Genomic DNA, 17,697 nt, shown 5'->3' with positions numbered 1-17,697 from the left:
CGGGCCGCAAGCCCATGATGTCACCACGCGCGGTGCGATGAGCGCCGGCGGACGCCGGCGCCCCCGGTCAGGCGGCTCAGTGGTGCTTGAGCCACTCGTCGATTTCGCGTTCGGCAGCTTCCTCGGCCTTGCCGTAGCGCTCCTGCAGCTTGCCGGCGAGCTGCTTGCGGTTTCCGGCGATGACGTCGAGATCGTCACCGGTCAACTCGCCCCACTGGGACTGAACCTTGCCCTTGAACTGCTCCCAATTGCCTTCGATCTGATTCCAGTTCATCTGAACGTCCTTTCCTGTCATGGACATGTGCAAGGACCTTCGGCCGTACCGGAAGAAGGCCCGCTCAGTGATTGGAAAACGTCCGCCCGGCAAAGTTGGTTCCGGCCTGCCTTCGCGCCTCCGGGGCGCCGTACGCAAGCGTACCCTCGGCGCGCGGGGGCCGCGTCCGGGGCGGACATCCGCTCAAAACCGCGCGAACATGCGCGTCTTCCGTTCCCTGATGGCGATCCGGCGCGGACGTTGCGGCAGGAACGTTCCCCGCGTTGCGGCGTTTCTTCCCGGCAGCATCCCCTGAGGGAACGGGCGGCGGCCGCTTGATAGCGGGCAGGCCGGTGCCCGGAAACAGAACCACAAGGCTCCATATGCAATCGATGCAAACACCGCGGCGTCTCGGCCGTCAGCCGGACGTCGTCGCGACCATCCGTATCGGTGCTCACCTGTCGATGATCGTCCTCGGGTGTATCGTCTTCGTGGGGGTGCTTGATTTTGCGCAAGTCATCCTCGCCCCGGTCGCCCTTGCCGTCATCATCGGGCTGATGCTGGGTCCGCTCGCCGACCGCATCGAGCGCATCGGGATCCCGCCGTGGATCGCGGCGGCCGCCATTGTCGTGCTGTTCATTGCGCTGATCGCCGCGGCACTGACGGGTTTCGCCGTGCCGCTTTCCGACTGGCTCGATAAGCTTCCCTCCATGTGGCAGAAGCTGCGCTCGGGCATCACTCACTGGCAGAGCGTGTTCGCCTCCATCGCCGGGCTCGGCGAGAAGCTGCGCCAGACGCTCGGCCAGGAAGCGGCGATGCGCGTCAATGTGGAGGACGAAAGCGCGGTTGAGAGCGTCGCCTACCTGGCGCCGGCCATCTTCGCCCAGGTTCTGTTGTTCCTGGCCGGACTCTATTTCTACATCGCCACGCGCCACCGTTTCCGCCTCTCCGTGCTGTCGCTGTGCTTTTCGCGCCGTCTGCGCTGGCGGGTCGCGCACGCCTTCCGCGACATCGAGATGCTGGTGTCGCGCTATCTCCTGTCGATCACCGCGGTGAATATCGGTCTGGGTGTCGTCGTCGCCATCGCGATGTGGCTGCTCGGGGTGCCGTCGCCGCTTTTGTGGGGGGCGCTCGCCGGGGGGCTCAACTACGTCATTTACATCGGTCCGGCGATCATGGCGTTCCTGCTCTTCGGCGTCGGGCTCGCGAGCTATCCGACCTTCGGCGGCGCGATGATACCGCCGGCCGTCTACCTGCTGATCAACCTGACCGAGGCGCAGTTCGTGACGCCGCATGTGCTGGGGCGCACCATGACGCTCAATCCCTTCGTGGTGTTTCTCTCCATCGCGTTCTGGATCTGGCTGTGGGGGCCGGTCGGCGGCTTCATCGCGGTTCCCTGCCTGCTCATCGTCTATGCGGTGATCCGCAACATCCTGCCGATCAATGCGCCGGGCGCTCGGAATGAACCAAAGCGCCAGTCATTGCGTTTCCAAAGGAATGCAAAGGAAACCGCATGAAACCGGAAGAACAGGAAGGTCTGTCCGAAGACCAGCTCGAACACCCGGTGAACGACCGCGTCGGCGGCGGGGACGATGCGCGCGCCACGGCGCAGCAGATCGGTTCGGGCGAAATCGAGGCCGTGGCGGTCAGCGCCGCGCCGCTCAAGGACCGGCGCAATCGTCTCGCCGAGATGCGCAAGGAACTCGTCGCGCGCCGCGATGCCGGCCACGGGGATCTTCAGCAACTGATCGACGAGGTCGACCGCACGATGGCGAAAATGCCCAAGGCATGATCGAAAGACCCGCAAGGAGGAACCATGGCTTCCAGTCACGGTCCGTCCGTCAAGGACGATGACACATACGAGGCGCTGCGCAAGCAGGGCGCGTCGAAAGAGAAGGCCGCGCGGATCGCCAATGCGCGCGCGGCCGGCGACAAGCCCTCGGCCAGGGGTGGAAAGTCAGCGCCTTACGAGGAGTGGAACCGCGACGATCTCTATGATCGCGCGCGGGAAATCGGCATCAAGGGCCGGTCTGAAATGAACAAGTCCGAGCTCATTCGCGCCCTGCGCAGTCACTGACATCTGTACCCGCACTTTTTTCGAAGTGGACCGGGAACCAAATCCCGGCTCTGCGGTTGGAAAGACGGGACGGGCGTCCATTCCCCCGAACGCTTGCCCCTGAAGTGCACCAACACCCACGCACGCGAAGGAGAGACTTGGCCCCCCGACAAGTCTCTCCTTTTTCTTTTGCGCTGCGCATTGCACCATCGGCGGGAAACGAAGGAAGGCTCGCAGCGATTGCAGGCCTGTCGGGCTCCGTCAGGAAGGCGCAAGGGATGCAGACCGCCGAAACCCGCAAGAAGTCGACGCTCGTGCGCATCGTCACCGCGCGCCTCAACCGCTCGCTTCTGTTGCTGCCCATGCTGGTGAGCCTGACGGGGCTCGTCTGCGCGATCCTTGTCATCGGCGGGGGGCAGCATCTCGAACAGGCCGCACGCCTCGTCTTTCCCGCTCCCGACATTCAGACCGTGCGCTCCGTCCTGTCGACGATCGCCGGGTCCGCGCTCACGGTACTGTCGCTCGTCTATTCGCTGACGCTCGTCGTCTTCACCCTTGCCGCCGGCAATATCAGCCCGCGGCTTCTCACCCGCTTTGCCGAGGATGCGCTGATCCAGACGACAGCCGGCGTCCTTGCGGCCACCTTCTTCTATTCGGTGATCGTGCTGCAGCGTGCCGACAGCGTCCCGCCCGCGCTCACGACCGGCGTTGCGGTGCTGTGGAGCATCGGCTCGATCAGCGTTCTCATCGTTTTCATCCACAAGGTTGCGACGCGCATCACCATCGACGAGGAGATCGGCCGCATCGGCGCGTCGCTCTCCGGCTATATCGAGGAAATCCTAGAGGAGGCGGAGGAGGAGGGAGCGGAAGCCGAGGCACCGAAGATCGACGGGTATCGCCCTGACGGCGAGATACGCCAGCTCATCGCCAAGCGCAGCGGCTATATCGAAGCGGTGGATCTGGGGGCCCTCGTGGTGGCGGCGGCGAAACACGATCTTTTTGTGGAAGTGGAAGCGACGCCGGGCGCGTTCATCGTGGAGGGCTGTGCGCTTGCGAGCTACGTCGGGCAGCCTGGAACTGGGCAGGAGGAGCAAAACGCCTATGCCGCGCTGAGGCGTGCCTTCCTGGTCGGCCGCCAGCGTACCCCGGAGGCCGATCTGGACTTCTCGATCCTGCTTATGGTGGAAATCGCCCAGCGCGCGCTGTCGCCCGGCGTCAACGACAGCTTCACCGCGATTGCGGTGATCGATCATCTCTCCGCCGCCTTCGCGCGCATCCTGCGCCGCCGTCCGCCCTCACCGCTCTATCGCGATGAAGATGGCCAGCCGCGCGTCTGGCTCGAAACGGCGGTGATCGGCCGGCTTCTCGATACCGCCTATCACCCCTTGCGCCGGGAGGCGGCCGGCAACATCACGGTGGCCTTGCGTCTGGTGGCGTCCCTGCGCCGGCTGGCCCAGGTCTGTCGGCCGGAGTACTGCAACGACCTTGCCGGCCATGTGCGCCTCATCGCCGAGGACATACGCGCTGCCCGCTGCAACGCCGAGGACCGGGAGGCGGTGCTGTCGGATTGCCGGAACGTCCTGGAGACGCTCGGCGCGACGGACGGGTAAAACGTCGGCGCGCGCAGTCCGGTCCCCAGCAGGTTCACCGCATCGCACGGCTGCGGGCGGACCCGGTCAGTCGAGCCGGGCCATCCGCTCTTGCGGCGTCACGGCACTGCAGGTCGTGGTCGTGCCGCGGGTCATGCAATCGCTCTTGGCCGCGCTAATCACGGGCCGCACGCGATCGGAAAGGACGATGCGGTCGCTCTTCTTGGCCGTGTTGGTCACGACCGGGGTGTGGTCGATGGCGAATACCGGCTCGGCATGCGCATCGGCTGCGAAGTCGCCGGTCACCCGCGAGAGGGTGACGGTCACGGTGAGCGCCAGGGCAAACGAGATGACGACGACGCCGATATGTGTCGAGATGCGTTCCATAACGAGTACCTCCACCCCGATAATGCGGAAGAGTCCTCGCTGGTTCCGAAAAATTAACCTTGATTGACGATTTCGGCGCTGGAAGAGGCGCGAATTATACTTTGAACTGCAGGTCGTGCAGCTTGCGATAGAGCGCGCCCTTGCGCATCAGCTCGGCGTGATCGCCTTCCTCCGCCGCGCGGCCGTGATCCATCACCACGATCTTGTCGGCGTTGCGCACGGTGGAAAGCCGGTGCGCGATGACGATGGTGGTGCGGTCCTGCATGAGCCGCTCCAGCGCCGCCTGGATCTTGGATTCCGATTCCGCATCAAGCGCGCTGGTCGCCTCGTCGAGCAGCAGGATGGGCGCGTCGCGCAGCATGGCGCGGGCGATGGCGATGCGCTGGCGCTGGCCGCCGGAAAGGCGCCCTCCGTTCTCGCCCACCTGCTCGTCGTAGCCGTGGGCAAGATCGAGAATGAACTCCTCGGCATTGGCGTCGCGCGCCGCCTGGCGGACCTCGTCGTCCGTCGCGCCGGGTCGTCCGCGCAGGATGTTCTCGCGCACCGTCCCGTCGAAGAGGAAGGTGTCCTGGGTGACGAGCGCGATGTTCTCGCGCAACGATGCCACGGTCACGTCGCGGATGTCCTGACCGTCGATCAGCACCTTGCCCGCATCGACGTCGTAGAACCGCTCGATCAGCGCGAGCACGGTCGACTTGCCTGCCCCCGAGGCGCCGACAAGCGCCGTCGTCTTTCCGGCCTCGGCGACGAAATCGAGCCCGTTCAGTGCCTGCTGGTCTGCGCCGTAGCCGAAGTGGACGTCTTCGAAGCGAACCTCGCCCGACGCCACCTCGATTGCCGGGGCGCCCGGCTTCTCGTCGATCGTCAGGTCCATGTCGAGCAGGTCGTACATGATCTTCACGCCGACCATGCCGTTTTCCAGCTGCACCTGCATGCGCGCCAGCCGCTTGGCCGGCTCGTAGGCCATCAGGAGTGCGGTCAGGAAGGCGAAGAAGGCGCCGGGGTCGGAGCCGCGTTCGATGACCGAGAAGCCGCCCCACAGGATGACGAGGCCGACCGATATGCCGCCGAGCGTCTCCATCATCGGGCTGGTGCGTGCGCGCAGCATGCCCATGCGGTTGGCCTGCCGCTCCACGTCGCCGATCGCCTTGAGCATGCGCTGGCGCATGGCGGCCTCGGCGGTGAAGGCCTTGACCACGCGCGCGCCCAGCACCGATTCCTGCATGGTGGAAACGATCTTGGTCATGGAGACGAACTGCGCCTTGGCCACTTTGCGCGTCTTCCTGATCAGTGCATTCACGCCGATGACCGCCGGCCCGCCGACGATCAGCGCCAGCGCGGCCATTCCCGGATCCATGTAGATGACGACGAAGAGCAGCCCGATCAGAGACAGGAGATCGCGCCCGAGCGACACCACGATCAGTTCGATGACGCTGCGCGCTGCCGAGGCATTGTGCGACATGCGGGTGGAAAGGTCGCCGAGCACATGGCGGTCGAAGAAGTCCATTCCCTGGGAGAGGATGTGATCGAACAGCCGGCGCTGGTTGATGGCGACGATGTTGTTGCCGATCCGCGTCATGATGACGTTCTGACCGTAGGTCGCCGCGCCCTTGACGAAATAGAGGCCCATCACCACGGCGGCGATGACGTAGACCATGCTCTCGCGCTTCTCGATGAAGATCTCGTTGATGATGTCGCGCATGATCCAGGCGCTGCCGGCCGTTGTCGCGGCGACAAGCCCCATCAGCGCGAAGGCGATGGCGTATTGCCACACGTAGCGGCGCGCGTTTTCCGCAAGCAGCCGTCGGATCAGCGACAGCGCACTTTCCGGATCCTTGAACAACCACTGAGCGAGAAGGCGAAGAAGGGGCACCGAGGCCTCGCGGGCTTCTGTAAATGAATTGCGGGTCGACGCCGGAATATCCCGCGAGCGCGGGAGCGGCAGCGGAAATCCGCACGCGTGTCGCCGGCCGGAGCTCACTGGGGGGCTTTGGCCCGAACGCGGAGTGCTTAAGAGCATATTCCCGGGCAACAATCAATCCGAGCCCGCACCCTGGCGCCTGCGGACCCCGCCCCCTGGCGGGCGCCCACAGTGCGCCGGCCCGGGGGAGCCTCTGGACCGGATGGAACTTTCAGAGGGACTTCCCGGATATTTCGGACCTATCCGAAATTGAACGAGTTCGCCACGTCCAGAACCTGGGGCGCGAGTTCCGCGGTGACCCTCTCGGCCGTCCACTTCGGCGCGGAGACGGAGCATTGCACGGCCGCCACCGGCGTGCCGTCGCGCGCCATGACGGGGGCCGCCACCGCGATCTCGTTGATGATGTTCTGCCCCACCGCCACCGCAAAACCCGCCTCCGCCGCCTCCTCGATCCTTTCCGCAATGCGGCCACGGTCGAGCTCGGTCGCGTGGGTATTGGCCGCAAGCGGCCAGGTCTCGATGGCCTCGCGCCGGGCATCGGGCGCAAGCTGTGCGATCATCGCGCGACCGGCCGATGTCGTCAGCGCAGGCAGCCTGCGGCCGACGATCATGCCGCCGAAACTGGTGAGCTGGGTCGGGATGCGGATGATGTAGACGATATCGGAGCCGTCGAGACGGGCGGCATTGACGCGTTCGCCCAGCGCGTGGCCGAGATCGATCAGCTTCGGCATCATCAGCCGCACCAGTGGGTCCGCCCAGGCATAGGCGGCCGCCATTTCCAGGCATTTGAGCGAGGGCCGGAAGCGTCGCGTGGTCGGATCCTTCAGCAGGAAACCCTCGCGCAAGAGCGTGTTCGTGAGCCTCTGGCAGGCGCTCTTGTCGAGGCCTGTCACCCGCACGATTTCGGCAAGGCTCATCTCCGGATTGGGTTGCCCGAAGGCGTGGAGAATGGTCAGCCCCTTGGCGAGGGAGGCGACGAAAAGAGTGTCCTGCTTTTTTGAAGGCACTGAAAAAACTCACGAAATAGGCGAGGCCAAAAAATAGTCATCGGTGGTCCGAATTGGCGCGCTTAGCTGCTTGACTCGATCTGTATCAAACCAATACGGTAGAACGCAATACGATGCAAAGTATCATAATATAATAAAGCCGCATCGACGAAATGCCGCATCGACGAAATGCCGCATCGACGAAATGCCGCATCGAGGGAACCGCGGGGACCGATGTCGAAGACGCAGCCTGTATCGAAAGAGCTGGTGGATCTCTCCCTTTCCCGTCGCGGTGAAGGCGTGACGCATAAAGCGCACGCGCCGTTTCGTGCACAAGACGGCCTTCCCATCCTGCATCTTCCGGAGACCACCCATGACGATTGGTGTTGGCGGTTCCACCGCCGAAGCCGAATTTGCGCGCATGCGCGATCTGACGGCCGACGTTCCCGCGATCGGTCTGGAGGAGTGGTGCGCCCGCGTGGAGCGTGCGCAGTCATTGATGCGCGAAAAGGGCATCTCCGCGCTCTATCTCGATAGCTCCGTCAATCTCTTCTATTTCACCGGCATCAGCCTGAAGCGCACCGAGCGGCTGCACGGCGCGGTCATTCCCGTCGAAGGACCGGTGATCTACCTGAGCCCTGTTTTTGAAGAGCCCAAAACCCGTACGCTCCTCAACTTCGGCGAGGATATCCGAGGCTGGGAGGAGCACGAGGACCCGACCGCTCTCGTCATGGAGACGATCGCGAGCCTCGGCTATGATAGCGGCACCGTGGCGGTCGATCCCGAAACCCCGTTCTTCACCTTCGACGGCCTGCGCAAGGCGGGCAACCGCTACGACTTTGTCAATGGAACCGAGATCACGACGCCGTGCCGGGCCTGCAAGACGCCGGCCGAGATCGCGCTGATGAAGCGCTCCAACGAGATCACCATCGAGGTCCACAAGGCGGCTGCCGCCATCCTGCGCGAGGGCATCACCACCACCGAGGTCGAGGACTTCGTGCAGGAGGCCTACACGCGCTTCGGCACCACGCGGCCGGCGGGCAAGCCGCTCATCATGTTCGGCGAGGCGACCGCCTATCCCCACGGCGTGCCCTATCCGCAGACGCTTAAGGACGGAGACATGGTGCTGATGGATCTCGGCACCTTCGTGAAGGGCTACCGCTCCGACATCACCCGCACGTATGTCTTCGGCGAGCCGAACGCCCGCCAGCGCGAGGTCTGGGATCTGGAGAAGAAGGCGCAGGCCGCCGGCTTTGCCGCGGCAAAGCTCGGTGCGCCGTGTGAGAATGTCGACAAGGCGGCGCGCGCGGCCGTCGTCGGCGGCGGTTTCGGCCCCGACTATGCGCTGCCCGGCCTGCCGCACCGCACCGGCCACGGCATCGGCCTCGATGTCCACGAAGAGGTCTACATGGTCGGGGGCAACATGACGCCGCTGGCCGAGGGCATGTGTTTTTCGGTGGAGCCGACCATCTGCATCTACGGCGAATTCGGCATCCGGCTTGAGGACTGCGCCTACATGGCCGCCGACGGTGCGCACTGGTTCACCGAACCTGCGAAGAGCATCGACGATCCGTTCGCGCTCGAGGCCTGAGCCCGCGTCAAACGCCCTGTCCGGCCGGCGGGCCGGGTTCCGTTCCCAAATTCTAAGGAGGCCGCCTTGGGCCAGCTTCTCTTCAAGAATTTCTCCATGCTCGATCCCGAGCTCGACGCACCCGTCGGCGGCCATGAGCTGTTGATCGAGGGCGACCGCATCCGCGAAGTCTCCGACACGCCGATCAGGGCCGATGGCGCCGACGTGATCGATTGCGGCGGCCGCACGCTGATGCCGGGCCTGATCGACTGCCATGTCCACGCGGTTCTGTGCGAGGTTGTCATCCCGAAGTTGGAGGCCATGCCGCTGACGCTGATGACGGCGCATGCCATGTCGCTGCTGCGCGGCATGATCGATCGCGGCTTCACCTCCGTTCGTGACACCGGCGGCGCCGACTGGGGCCTGCGTCAGGCCGTGGACGAGGGCCTCGTCGCAGGCCCGCGCCTGTTCATCGCCGGCCGCGCCATCGGGCCGACCGGCGGGCATTCCGACAGCCGCCGGCGCACCGATATCGGCACGCGCTGCCCGTGCTGCGATGCGCTGGCCTTCTCCATGGCGGTGGCCGACGGCCAGTCCGGCGTGCGCAAGACCGTGCGCGAGGAAATGCGCCAGGGCTGCGACCACGTGAAGATCATGATGTCGGGCGGTGTCGCCTCGCCCTTCGATCCGCTCGACAGCCTGCAGTTTTCCGTCGGCGAGGTGCAGGCGGCGGTGGAGGAGGCGAACGCCTTCGGCCGCTATGTCTGCGCCCACGCCTATTCGCCCGAGGCCATCACCCGGGCGGCCAATGCCGGCGTGCGGACCATCGAGCACGGCAATCTGATCGACGAGGCGTCGGCGAAGCTGATGGCGGACAAGGGCATGTTCCTCATCGCCAACCTCATCGCCTACTACGCCATGAAGGAGCGTGCGGCCGATTTCGGCATGACGGCGGACATGCTGGCCAAGAACGACGTCGTCATCGAGGGCGGGCTCAAGTCGCTGGAGATCTGCAAGCGCGCCGGCGTGCCGGTCGCTTACGGTTCCGATCTCCTGGGTCAGCTCCAGGTCGACCAGTCGCGCGAGTTCATCATCCGCTCGCAGGTGCTCTCGCCGATGGAGATCATCCGCTCCGCCACCACGATCGCGGCGCAGGTGCTGCGCAAGGAGGGCGAACTCGGCTGCCTGAAGCCCGGCGCCTTCGCCGACCTTCTTCTCATCGACGGTGACCCGACGAAGAACCTCGAGCTTTTCGGCGATCAGGGAAGGCACATGGCCGCGATCATGAAGGCCGGCCGCTTCCACAAGAACACGCTGCATTGAGCCGGGCCCGGGCCCTGACCGACATTCAAGAGACGGACTGCGCAATGACCGCCCAACAGGCTTTTCTCTTCCGCAACCTGCGTCTTCTCGATCCCGCCTTCGATGAACCGCGCGGCGGCTACGAGGTGCTCGTCGAAGGCGAGCGCATCCGCGAGGTCTCCGACAAGCCGATCTCGTCCGACACCGCCACCGTCATCGATTGCGGCGGCAAGGTGCTGATGCCCGGCCTGATCGACTGCCACGTCCATTCCATGCACTCAGAAGTCTACATGCGCCGGATGGAGGACGTGCCGCTGACGCTGGCGGCCGCGCGCGGCGCGAAGCGACTGAAGGGCATGCTCGATCGCGGCTTCACCACCGTGCGCGACACCGGCGGCACCGACTGGGGCATGAAGCAGGCGGTGGAAGCCGGGCTGATCGTCGGGCCGCGCCTCTTCATCGCCGGCCGGTCCATCGGCCCGACCGGCGGGCATTCCGATGGCCGCGCGCGCACCAATCAGGGCTTTGCCTGCCCGTGCTGCAACGGCCAGGCCTATCTGCGCGTCGTCGTGGACGGGCCGGACGAGGTGCGCACGGCGGTGCGCGAACAGATGCGCCAGGGCGCGGACCAGGTGAAGATCATGGTGTCGGGCGGCGTTGCCTCGCCCAATGATCCGCTCGACAGCCTGCAGTTCTCGCTGGAGGAGATCGAGACGGCAGTGGAGGAGGCGGAAGCCTTCGGCCGCTACGTCTGCGCCCATGCCTATTCGGCCGAGGCCATCACCCGGGCTGTGTCCTGCGGCGTGCGCACCATCGAGCACGGCAATCTGATCGACGCGGCCGCCGCCCGGCTGATGGCCGAGAAGGGCGCCTATCTGGTCGCCAACCTCGTCGCCTATGTCGCCATGGGCGAACGCGCCAAGGGCTACGGCATGCCCGATAGCATGCTGGAAAAGAACGCGGTGGTGCTGGAAGGCGGCTACAAGTCGCTGGAGATCTGCAAGGAGGCCAGGGTCAAGGTTGGCTACGGATCGGATCTGCTGGGCGACCTGATCGAGGATCAGAGCCGCGAATTCTCCATCCGCACCGAGGTTCAGTCCCCCATCGAGGTGATCCGCTCCGCAACGACCATCGCGGCCGAAGTCGTGCGACGCCCGGGCCGGCTCGGTACCGTCGCGGCCGACGCCTGGGCCGATCTCATCGTGGTCGACGACGATCCGCTCAAGGACATCACGCTGCTCGAAGGTCAGGGCCGTCACCTCGCCGCCATCATGAAGGGCGGTTCGTTCCACAAGAACACGCTGGGAGGTTCCGTGTGACGACGACCGCTCTCCCCCCTTCGACGCCCCGGCCGCGCCAGTCCTTCGATCGGCGGAAGCTCGGACGCTGGGCCCTGCTGGCCGTTTCCGCGCTCGCCTTCGTCTACATCCTGACGCCGCTGATCTTCGTCACCTGGTTGTCCTTCTATTCGCAGGAGATCCCCGCGTATCCGCCGGAGGGCTATTCGCTCAAATGGTATGCGGAGGCGGTCAGCAACGAACGCTTCATCGACGCGTTCATCCTGTCGGCGGAACTCGGTATCGTCTCCACGCTGATCGGGCTGGTGCTGGCGATCCCCGCCTCGCTCGGCCTCACAAGGCTGAAGTTCCGCGGCCGCGACGGCCTCGGCAACCTGATGCTGATGCCGCTCATTGTGCCAGGCATCGTGCTGGGCATCGCGCTCTACATCTTTCACGTCGAGATCGAGATCAACACGGGCCTGCCGATCATCGGCTCGTTCTACGGCCTCGTGTGGGGGCATGTGCTGCTGGTCATTCCCTGGGCGGTGCGCCTCATCACGGCGAGCCTTGCGGGCTTCGACCGCACGCTGGAGGAAGCCGCCCAGAACCTCGGCGCCGACCGCTTCACCACGTTCCGCCGTGTGACGCTTCCCGGCATCCTGCCCGGCATCGTCGCCGGAGGCATGTTCGGTTTCGTCTCCTCCTTCGGAAATCTGGAAATGAGCCTCTTTCTGGTGGGGCCGGGCAGCAACACGCTGCCCATCGCGATCCTGCAGTACCTGCGCTGGAAGATCGATCCGACGATCGCCTCCATCTCCGTCCTGCAGATCCTCGTCATCGCGATCGCGATGATCATCACCGACCGTTTCGTCAAACTCAGCCGGGTGGTTTAGATCGATGGCGCGCCTAGAACTCCAATCCGTTTCCAAGCGCTACGGCGAATTTCACGCGGCCCGCGAGGTCTCGCTCGATATCGCCGATGGCGAATTCCTGGTCCTGCTGGGCCCCTCGGGCTGCGGCAAGACGACGACGCTGCGCATGATCGCGGGCTTCATCGATCCCACCGAAGGCTCCGTCCATATCGGTGGTCGCGATGTCACCCGCCTGCCGCCGTGGAAGCGCAATGCGGGGCTTGTCTTCCAGAACTACGCGCTGTTCCCACACATGAGCGTGGCGCAGAACGTCGCGTTCGGGCTGGAGATGCGCAAGACGCCGAAAAGCGAGATCCCGGGCCTCGTTGCCGAAGCGCTGCAGCTCGTCCAGCTCGATCATCTGGCCGACCGCCTGCCGCGCCAGATGTCGGGCGGCCAGCAACAGCGCGTGGCGCTCGCCCGCGCGCTCGTGTTCCATCCCGACGTGCTGTTGCTCGACGAGCCGCTCTCGAACCTCGACGCCAAGCTTCGCCACGATGTGCGTGTGGAAATCCGTTCGCTGCAGCAGCGCCTCGGCCTCACCACGGTGATGGTGACGCATGACCAGGAAGAGGCGCTGACCATGGCCGACCGGCTGGTCGTCATGAAGGACGGCCAGGTCCGCCAGGTCGGCTCCCAGCGCGATCTCTACGAGCAACCTGCCGACAGCTTCGTCGCCGATTTCGTCGGCCGTTCCTCCTTCATCCGCGGTCGCATGCACGGGAACAAACTGAAAAGCGCTGGCGGACTGGAGATCGTCTGCGGCCGCGAGATCGTCGGAGACGCCGTCGTTGCGCTGCGGCCGGAGCGCGTTCACCTGTCCAAGCAGCCGCTTCAGGGCATGGAAAACGTCTTCCCCGGCCAGGTGACCTTCGTCTCCTACATGGGCAGCCTGATCGATGTGCACGTGAAGCTGTCGGAGGCCGATCAGGTCATTGCCCAGCTCCCCAATCACGAAGGGCACGAATTGCCCGATGTGGGCGATGCCGTCCATGTCGGGTGGTCGTCCACAGCTTCCGTCTTTCCGGCTCAATAGATACGAAAACGAGAGGGGAGGACCGGCCGGCCGGACCGGTGCAACCCCCGCCGCTGCCCCCGCCACGAGCCGATGGGGGCGTTCACCTGCACCAGCCTTAACGGCGCAAAGCCGACACAAGAGGGAATCGACACATGAGTGACAAGATCCGCAAGGCCGGCGGCATGGACCGCCGCCACGTGCTTCAGGCAATGGCCGGCGTCGCCGGCATGGCCGCTCTCGGCATGCCGACGGTAGCGCGCGCCGCCGGCACGATCGTCGTTGGCACCTGGGGCGGCGACTATGCGCGCCTGCTCAACAAGAACATCGAGAAGCCCTTCCTCATCTCCAAGGGGTGGGAGGTCATCCAGGACCAGAAGGGCGATCCGGAACGCCGCGCCAAGATGATGGCCGAGCGCCGCCTGCCGCGTGGCTCCACCGATCTCCAGGCCCTCACCGGCCCCAACATGTATCAGGTCTATCAGCAGGGACTGACGCAGGCGCTCGACTACTCCAAGCTTCCGAACGCCAAGCACCTGCTGCCCTCGATGAAATACGAATACGGCGCGGGCCAGATCTATTCGGCGATGGTGCCGGTCTTCAATCCGGACAAGACCAAGAACCCGCCCAAGAGCTATGCGGACGCGCTCAACCCGGAGCTCGGCGCCGCGCTTGGCTTCATCGACATCCAGTACCAGTACACCCTGCTGGCCGCGGCGCTGGCCGCCGGCGGGTCGCAGACCGATCTGGAACCGGGCAAGAAGCTGCTGCTGGAGTGCCGTAAGGCCGGCGCGCGCATCTACCCGACCAATGAATCGTTCGCCCAGGGGCTGAAGACCGAAGAGATCACCGCCGGCATCATGTGGAAGGCGCGCACCGTGCAGTGGCAGAATGCGGGCATCAACGTCGCCTCCAATGCCCCTGCCGAAGGCGGCCTGTCCTATGTGACCGGCTTTGCGATCCCGAAGAACGCGCGCAACGTGGAAGGCGCCCACGCCTATATCAACGCGATGATGGAGCCTGCCGCCCAGGAGGCCTTCGCGCGCGACATGGGCTACAACCCGACCGTCGACAACGCCGAGATTCCGGAAGATCTCAACAAGCGCATCGGCTTCTCCAAGTCCGAGATCGACAAGCTCATCACGCCCGATTTCGGCTTCATCCTGGAGCACGACATGGAAATGAAGGAATGGTGGGACAAGGAATTCAAGGCCTGAGAACCTGCTGACCTTCATTTGTGGCCCGTCCTCTCCACCGTCATCACCCGGCGAAGTCCGGGTGATCCATAGCTGGCTGCCGGACGTCTCGACGGCGCAGTGGATCCCCCGGACTTCGCCGGGGGATGACGGTGGAAAGCGTGGAGCGCCACCGGTCTCTCCCGCCCCTCCTTCCCTGTTCCCGTATCCTTCGGAGACCTGAGCGATGACAGCCGCCGCGGACAACCCCGCCACCCGCTCCCGCCCTGTTCTGATCAGCGCATCCTCGCTGATCGGGCCGGCGACGATCATCGTCGCCTTCGGCGTCATCGCGCCGATGCTCATTCTGCTGCGCTACAGCTTCAATCGCTACGACCCGCGCATGCTGATGATCGACGCCGTTTCGCCCGAGAACTATGTCAAGTTCTTCTCCGACCCCTTCTACCTTCAGATCTTCTGGACGACGCTGCGCATCTCGCTGATGTGCACGCTCATCTGTCTCGTGCTGGGCTTTCCGCTCGCCTATGTGCTGGCGCGCACGCGGGTGCGCTACAAGAACCTGCTGATCATCGGCGTCGTCATCCCGCTCTTCGTCGGCAACGCCGTGCGGGCTGCCGGCTGGATGACGCTCTTCGGCAGCCGGGGTTTTCTGAGTGTCATGCTGATGAAGTTCGGCATCACCACCGAGCCGACCGAAATCATGTTCACCGAGACGGCGGTCATCGTCGGCATCATTGCGGTGAACCTGCCCTACATGGTGCTGACGCTGCAAAGCGTTCTGGAGGGCATCGACCGTAATCTGGAGGAGGCGGCCTTCTCGCTGGGCGCCGGCCCGTTGACGATGGCGCGCCGCGTGCTGTGGCCGATGGCGCTTCCCGGCATCGCTGCTGGCGTCATCCTGACCTTCATCCTGGCCATGAACGCCTATGCGACGCCGGTCCTGCTCGGCGGCCCCGACTTCCACATGATGGCGCCGCTCGTCTATTCGCAGTTCCAGCTGAACAACTGGCCGTTTGCCGCCGCCGTCGCCTTCATCCTGACGGTCACGACGCTGGCGCTCACAGTGGCCGCCGGCCTCGCCACGCGGCAGCGCTTCCGGGGGTAGGGCGGACGTGGATGCAGCCTCGGCGGATGCGGTCGCGCATGCCTTGCCGCGTTCCGGATCAGGCGTCGCCCGCCACGCACGCATCCATCAGCCGCGTCAGCTCCGCGCCGTTGAAGCTTCCGCGCCGGCCGATGGCGACGAGCGAACTCACCGCCGGCGGCGTTTCCTTCTCCCGCGTGGTGCGTGCGCGCTTTCCCACCAGATGGAACACCAGCCGCTCATCCGCACTCGCGGCGCGGAATATGCCCTTGGCCCGCATCAGGCTTGCGGGCAATGCGCGAAGCCCTGCGCGCAACCGGTCCGCATCCACCGGCCGCTCGCTCTGCCAGCTCCAGGCCTCGAATTCGTCGGCGTGGTCGTGGTGGTGATGTTCGTGGGTGCAATGCGGATCGGTGCAGTGATGATGGTCGTGCCCGTGATCAGGCTCCGCCCGCGCGCCCATATGCGCGCCGAAAAGCACCTCGCGCGGAATTTCCGCAAACCGCGTGCGGATGATCCTGAGTGCGGGCTGCGGCCCCTTCAGCGTCTGTTCCACGGCCGCGAGTTGTGCCTCGCTCGCGGCATCCGCCTTGTTCAGCAGCACGACGTCTGAGCCGCTCACCTGCTCGATGGCCAGCTCGGTCGCGGCGAAATCGAGATCGGCGAAGCCCTCGCCGTCGACGAGGCAGAAGATGCCGTCGAGCACCGCGCGGCCCTGGAGTTCCGGCGCCTCCAGCGTGTCGGCGATGGGCAGCGGTCGCGAGACGCCGCTCGCCTCGATCAGGATCCGCTCCGGCGCCGGGTCGCGCGCCAGAAGCCCGTCGATCGCGTCGACCAGATCCGACTGGATCGAGCAGCACACGCAGCCATTCGACAGCGACACCTGGTCGGCCTCGCTTTCCACCACCAGGTCGGCATCGATGTTGATCGCGCCGAAATCGTTGACGAGCACGCCATAGCGCACCCCTTGCGGATCATCGAGGATGCGCTTCAGAAGCGTCGTCTTCCCAGCGCCCAGAAAACCGGTGAGGATGGTGACGGGAACGGCGGATGTCGGTCGGGTCATGGAGGCTTCCGGGCGTGATGGGAATGGCATTTGGGGAGGGCGAACGCGTGCGTGTGCGCGGGGTGCCGCGTCACGTCTTTCCCTGAATGCTAAACCATTTCGCGGCCGTTCCAAGTCCCGCGCTTGCCTGAATAGGCGGCAGCCAGAGAGTCTGCGCTCAGCCGGCCGCCTTTTGCTTGCCGCGCACGGCGAGCATCCGCTTCAGATAGGCCATGTTGGCCTTCACCTCGGCCGGCGGCAGGTCGGCGCTGGCGACCTGCTCGGCCTCCGAAAAGCGCCCCTGCAGCCCCAGGACGAGGGCCAGGTTCTGGCGGATGCGGGTGTCCTTGGTGCCGCTCGCCATGGCGGAGCGCAAGATTTTTTCCGCGCTCGTCAGATCGTTGTCGAGAACGTGGCTCATGGCGAGGTTGTTGAGGATCGAGGGCTCGCCGGGGGCGATCTTCAGCGCCTCGGCATAGAGGTAGCGTGCCTTCTGGTGATCGCCGAGCTGGTCGTGGATCGCAGCTTCCGCCGACATCAGCCGCCAGTCGGGCTGGGTCGGGGTCTGCGCCTGCTGGATGACGTTGAGCGCTTCCTTGAAGTGGCCCTTCTGCGCCAGGATCTTGCCGTAGGCGGCGGCGATCTCGCGATCCTTGCGATGCTTGATGATGCCCTTTCGCAAGACTTCCATCGCCTGATCGAGCTGATCGTTGCGGCGCAGCGCGTCGGCATAGGCGAGGATGTTGGTCTTCTCGTCCGGTGCGGATTCGTAGCGATCTCCCCATTGCGCCACCTGCTGGCGCGCATCGCCGCTGCCCGGCGGCACGCTGGAGGAGGCCGAACTGCTAAAGCCACGCCCGCGGCCCGACATCGCGCCGTCGGAGACGCAGCCGGAAAGTGCGAAGGCCGCCGCGAGGACGGCGCCCATGAAAACGACACGGGCCCGGGAATGCCGGATCGAGCTGGCGCGGGCTGACATGGGGATACTCCGGTTACCGACGCGAAAAGAGCGAAAATCCTGCTGTCGGTAATACTTCATTCACCCTAATGGTTGGTTAAGCGCGTCGCCGGCGTTGCTTTGTAAGACCCCGCTCCGTACTCT

The 17,697-nt window shown here is 65.1% G+C and carries 17 protein-coding genes; 11 read left to right on the top strand and 6 right to left on the bottom strand.

The genetic code is table 11. The features are described from left to right. Positions 1 to 76 precede the first annotated feature (76 nt). Positions 77 to 274, bottom strand: coding sequence for a CsbD family protein (locus V2L18_RS10280; RefSeq protein WP_336178136.1), 198 nt, complete (start codon positions 272 to 274; stop codon positions 77 to 79). A 362-nt stretch (positions 275 to 636) separates the two neighbouring features. Between V2L18_RS10280 and V2L18_RS10275 the strand changes: the two genes are divergently transcribed. From V2L18_RS10275 to V2L18_RS10260, 4 genes are all read left to right on the top strand, one after another. Then, positions 637 to 1,770 carry an AI-2E family transporter gene (locus V2L18_RS10275; protein ID WP_336178135.1) on the top strand — a complete coding sequence of 378 codons (1,134 nt, stop codon included), beginning with the start codon at positions 637 to 639 and terminating at the stop codon, positions 1,768 to 1,770. Further along, on the top strand, positions 1,767 to 2,045 hold the full coding sequence (locus V2L18_RS10270; RefSeq protein WP_336178134.1) for a hypothetical protein: 279 nt from the start codon (positions 1,767 to 1,769) through the stop codon (positions 2,043 to 2,045). Before V2L18_RS10275 ends, V2L18_RS10270 begins: the two co-directional genes overlap by 4 nt. A 24-nt stretch (positions 2,046 to 2,069) precedes the next feature. Next, complete coding sequence (locus tag V2L18_RS10265) at positions 2,070 to 2,330, top strand: Rho termination factor (RefSeq protein ID WP_336178133.1); 261 nt, start codon at positions 2,070 to 2,072, stop codon at positions 2,328 to 2,330. Between the two features lie 257 nt (positions 2,331 to 2,587). Next, positions 2,588 to 3,919 carry a DUF2254 domain-containing protein gene (locus V2L18_RS10260; RefSeq protein WP_336178132.1) on the top strand — a complete coding sequence of 444 codons (1,332 nt, stop codon included), beginning with the start codon at positions 2,588 to 2,590 and terminating at the stop codon, positions 3,917 to 3,919. A 66-nt stretch (positions 3,920 to 3,985) separates the two neighbouring features. Here the strand turns inward: V2L18_RS10260 and V2L18_RS10255 are convergent, their stop codons facing one another. The 3 genes from V2L18_RS10255 to V2L18_RS10245 all read right to left on the bottom strand — a co-directional run bounded on the left by V2L18_RS10255 (position 3,986) and on the right by V2L18_RS10245 (position 7,213). Beyond that, positions 3,986 to 4,285, bottom strand: coding sequence for a hypothetical protein (locus tag V2L18_RS10255; RefSeq protein ID WP_336178131.1), 300 nt, complete (start codon positions 4,283 to 4,285; stop codon positions 3,986 to 3,988). A 94-nt stretch (positions 4,286 to 4,379) separates the two neighbouring features. Beyond that, positions 4,380 to 6,158 carry an ABC transporter ATP-binding protein gene (locus V2L18_RS10250; protein ID WP_336178130.1) on the bottom strand — a complete coding sequence of 593 codons (1,779 nt, stop codon included), beginning with the start codon at positions 6,156 to 6,158 and terminating at the stop codon, positions 4,380 to 4,382. 287 nt (positions 6,159 to 6,445) lie between these two features. Beyond that, entirely contained in the window at positions 6,446 to 7,213 is a 768-nt protein-coding gene (locus V2L18_RS10245) for an IclR family transcriptional regulator (protein WP_336178129.1), read from the bottom strand. Positions 7,214 to 7,565: 352 nt separating this feature from the next. Between V2L18_RS10245 and V2L18_RS10240 the strand changes: the two genes are divergently transcribed. The 7 genes from V2L18_RS10240 to V2L18_RS10210 all read left to right on the top strand — a co-directional run bounded on the left by V2L18_RS10240 (position 7,566) and on the right by V2L18_RS10210 (position 15,571). Continuing rightward, positions 7,566 to 8,783, top strand: a complete 1,218-nt coding sequence (locus V2L18_RS10240) for a Xaa-Pro peptidase family protein (RefSeq protein WP_336178128.1) — start codon at positions 7,566 to 7,568, stop codon at positions 8,781 to 8,783. 66 nt (positions 8,784 to 8,849) lie between these two features. After that, positions 8,850 to 10,085 carry an amidohydrolase family protein gene (locus tag V2L18_RS10235; RefSeq protein ID WP_336178127.1) on the top strand — a complete coding sequence of 412 codons (1,236 nt, stop codon included), beginning with the start codon at positions 8,850 to 8,852 and terminating at the stop codon, positions 10,083 to 10,085. Positions 10,086 to 10,129: 44 nt separating this feature from the next. Continuing rightward, positions 10,130 to 11,383 carry an amidohydrolase family protein gene (locus V2L18_RS10230; RefSeq protein ID WP_336178126.1) on the top strand — a complete coding sequence of 418 codons (1,254 nt, stop codon included), beginning with the start codon at positions 10,130 to 10,132 and terminating at the stop codon, positions 11,381 to 11,383. Continuing rightward, positions 11,380 to 12,237, top strand: coding sequence for an ABC transporter permease (locus tag V2L18_RS10225; RefSeq protein ID WP_336178125.1), 858 nt, complete (start codon positions 11,380 to 11,382; stop codon positions 12,235 to 12,237). Before V2L18_RS10230 ends, V2L18_RS10225 begins: the two co-directional genes overlap by 4 nt. Positions 12,238 to 12,241: 4 nt before the next feature. Beyond that, positions 12,242 to 13,291 carry an ABC transporter ATP-binding protein gene (locus tag V2L18_RS10220; RefSeq protein ID WP_336178124.1) on the top strand — a complete coding sequence of 350 codons (1,050 nt, stop codon included), beginning with the start codon at positions 12,242 to 12,244 and terminating at the stop codon, positions 13,289 to 13,291. Between the two features lie 134 nt (positions 13,292 to 13,425). Next, entirely contained in the window at positions 13,426 to 14,487 is a 1,062-nt protein-coding gene (locus V2L18_RS10215; RefSeq protein ID WP_336178123.1) for an extracellular solute-binding protein, read from the top strand. A gap of 205 nt (positions 14,488 to 14,692) precedes the next feature. Beyond that, a complete protein-coding gene (locus V2L18_RS10210) occupies positions 14,693 to 15,571 on the top strand; it encodes an ABC transporter permease (RefSeq protein WP_336178122.1) in 879 nt (292 codons plus the stop codon). A 58-nt stretch (positions 15,572 to 15,629) separates the two neighbouring features. On the opposite strand, the gene V2L18_RS10205 is transcribed toward V2L18_RS10210, so the two are convergent. Both V2L18_RS10205 and V2L18_RS10200 read right to left on the bottom strand, forming a co-directional pair. After that, positions 15,630 to 16,616, bottom strand: a complete 987-nt coding sequence (locus V2L18_RS10205; RefSeq protein WP_336178121.1) for a GTP-binding protein — start codon at positions 16,614 to 16,616, stop codon at positions 15,630 to 15,632. A gap of 157 nt (positions 16,617 to 16,773) precedes the next feature. After that, the gene (locus V2L18_RS10200; protein WP_336178120.1) at positions 16,774 to 17,574 is read right to left on the bottom strand and encodes a tetratricopeptide repeat protein; all 801 of its coding nucleotides are present in this window, start codon (positions 17,572 to 17,574) and stop codon (positions 16,774 to 16,776) included. Positions 17,575 to 17,697: the final 123 nt, after the last annotated feature.

The sequence above is a fragment of the Breoghania sp. JC706 genome, assembly GCF_037026715.1.
In the GTDB taxonomy this organism is placed as follows: domain Bacteria; phylum Pseudomonadota; class Alphaproteobacteria; order Rhizobiales; family Stappiaceae; genus Breoghania.
The sequence above is the reverse complement of the archived record's forward strand: the minus strand, read 5'-3'. Positions and strand labels throughout refer to the sequence as shown.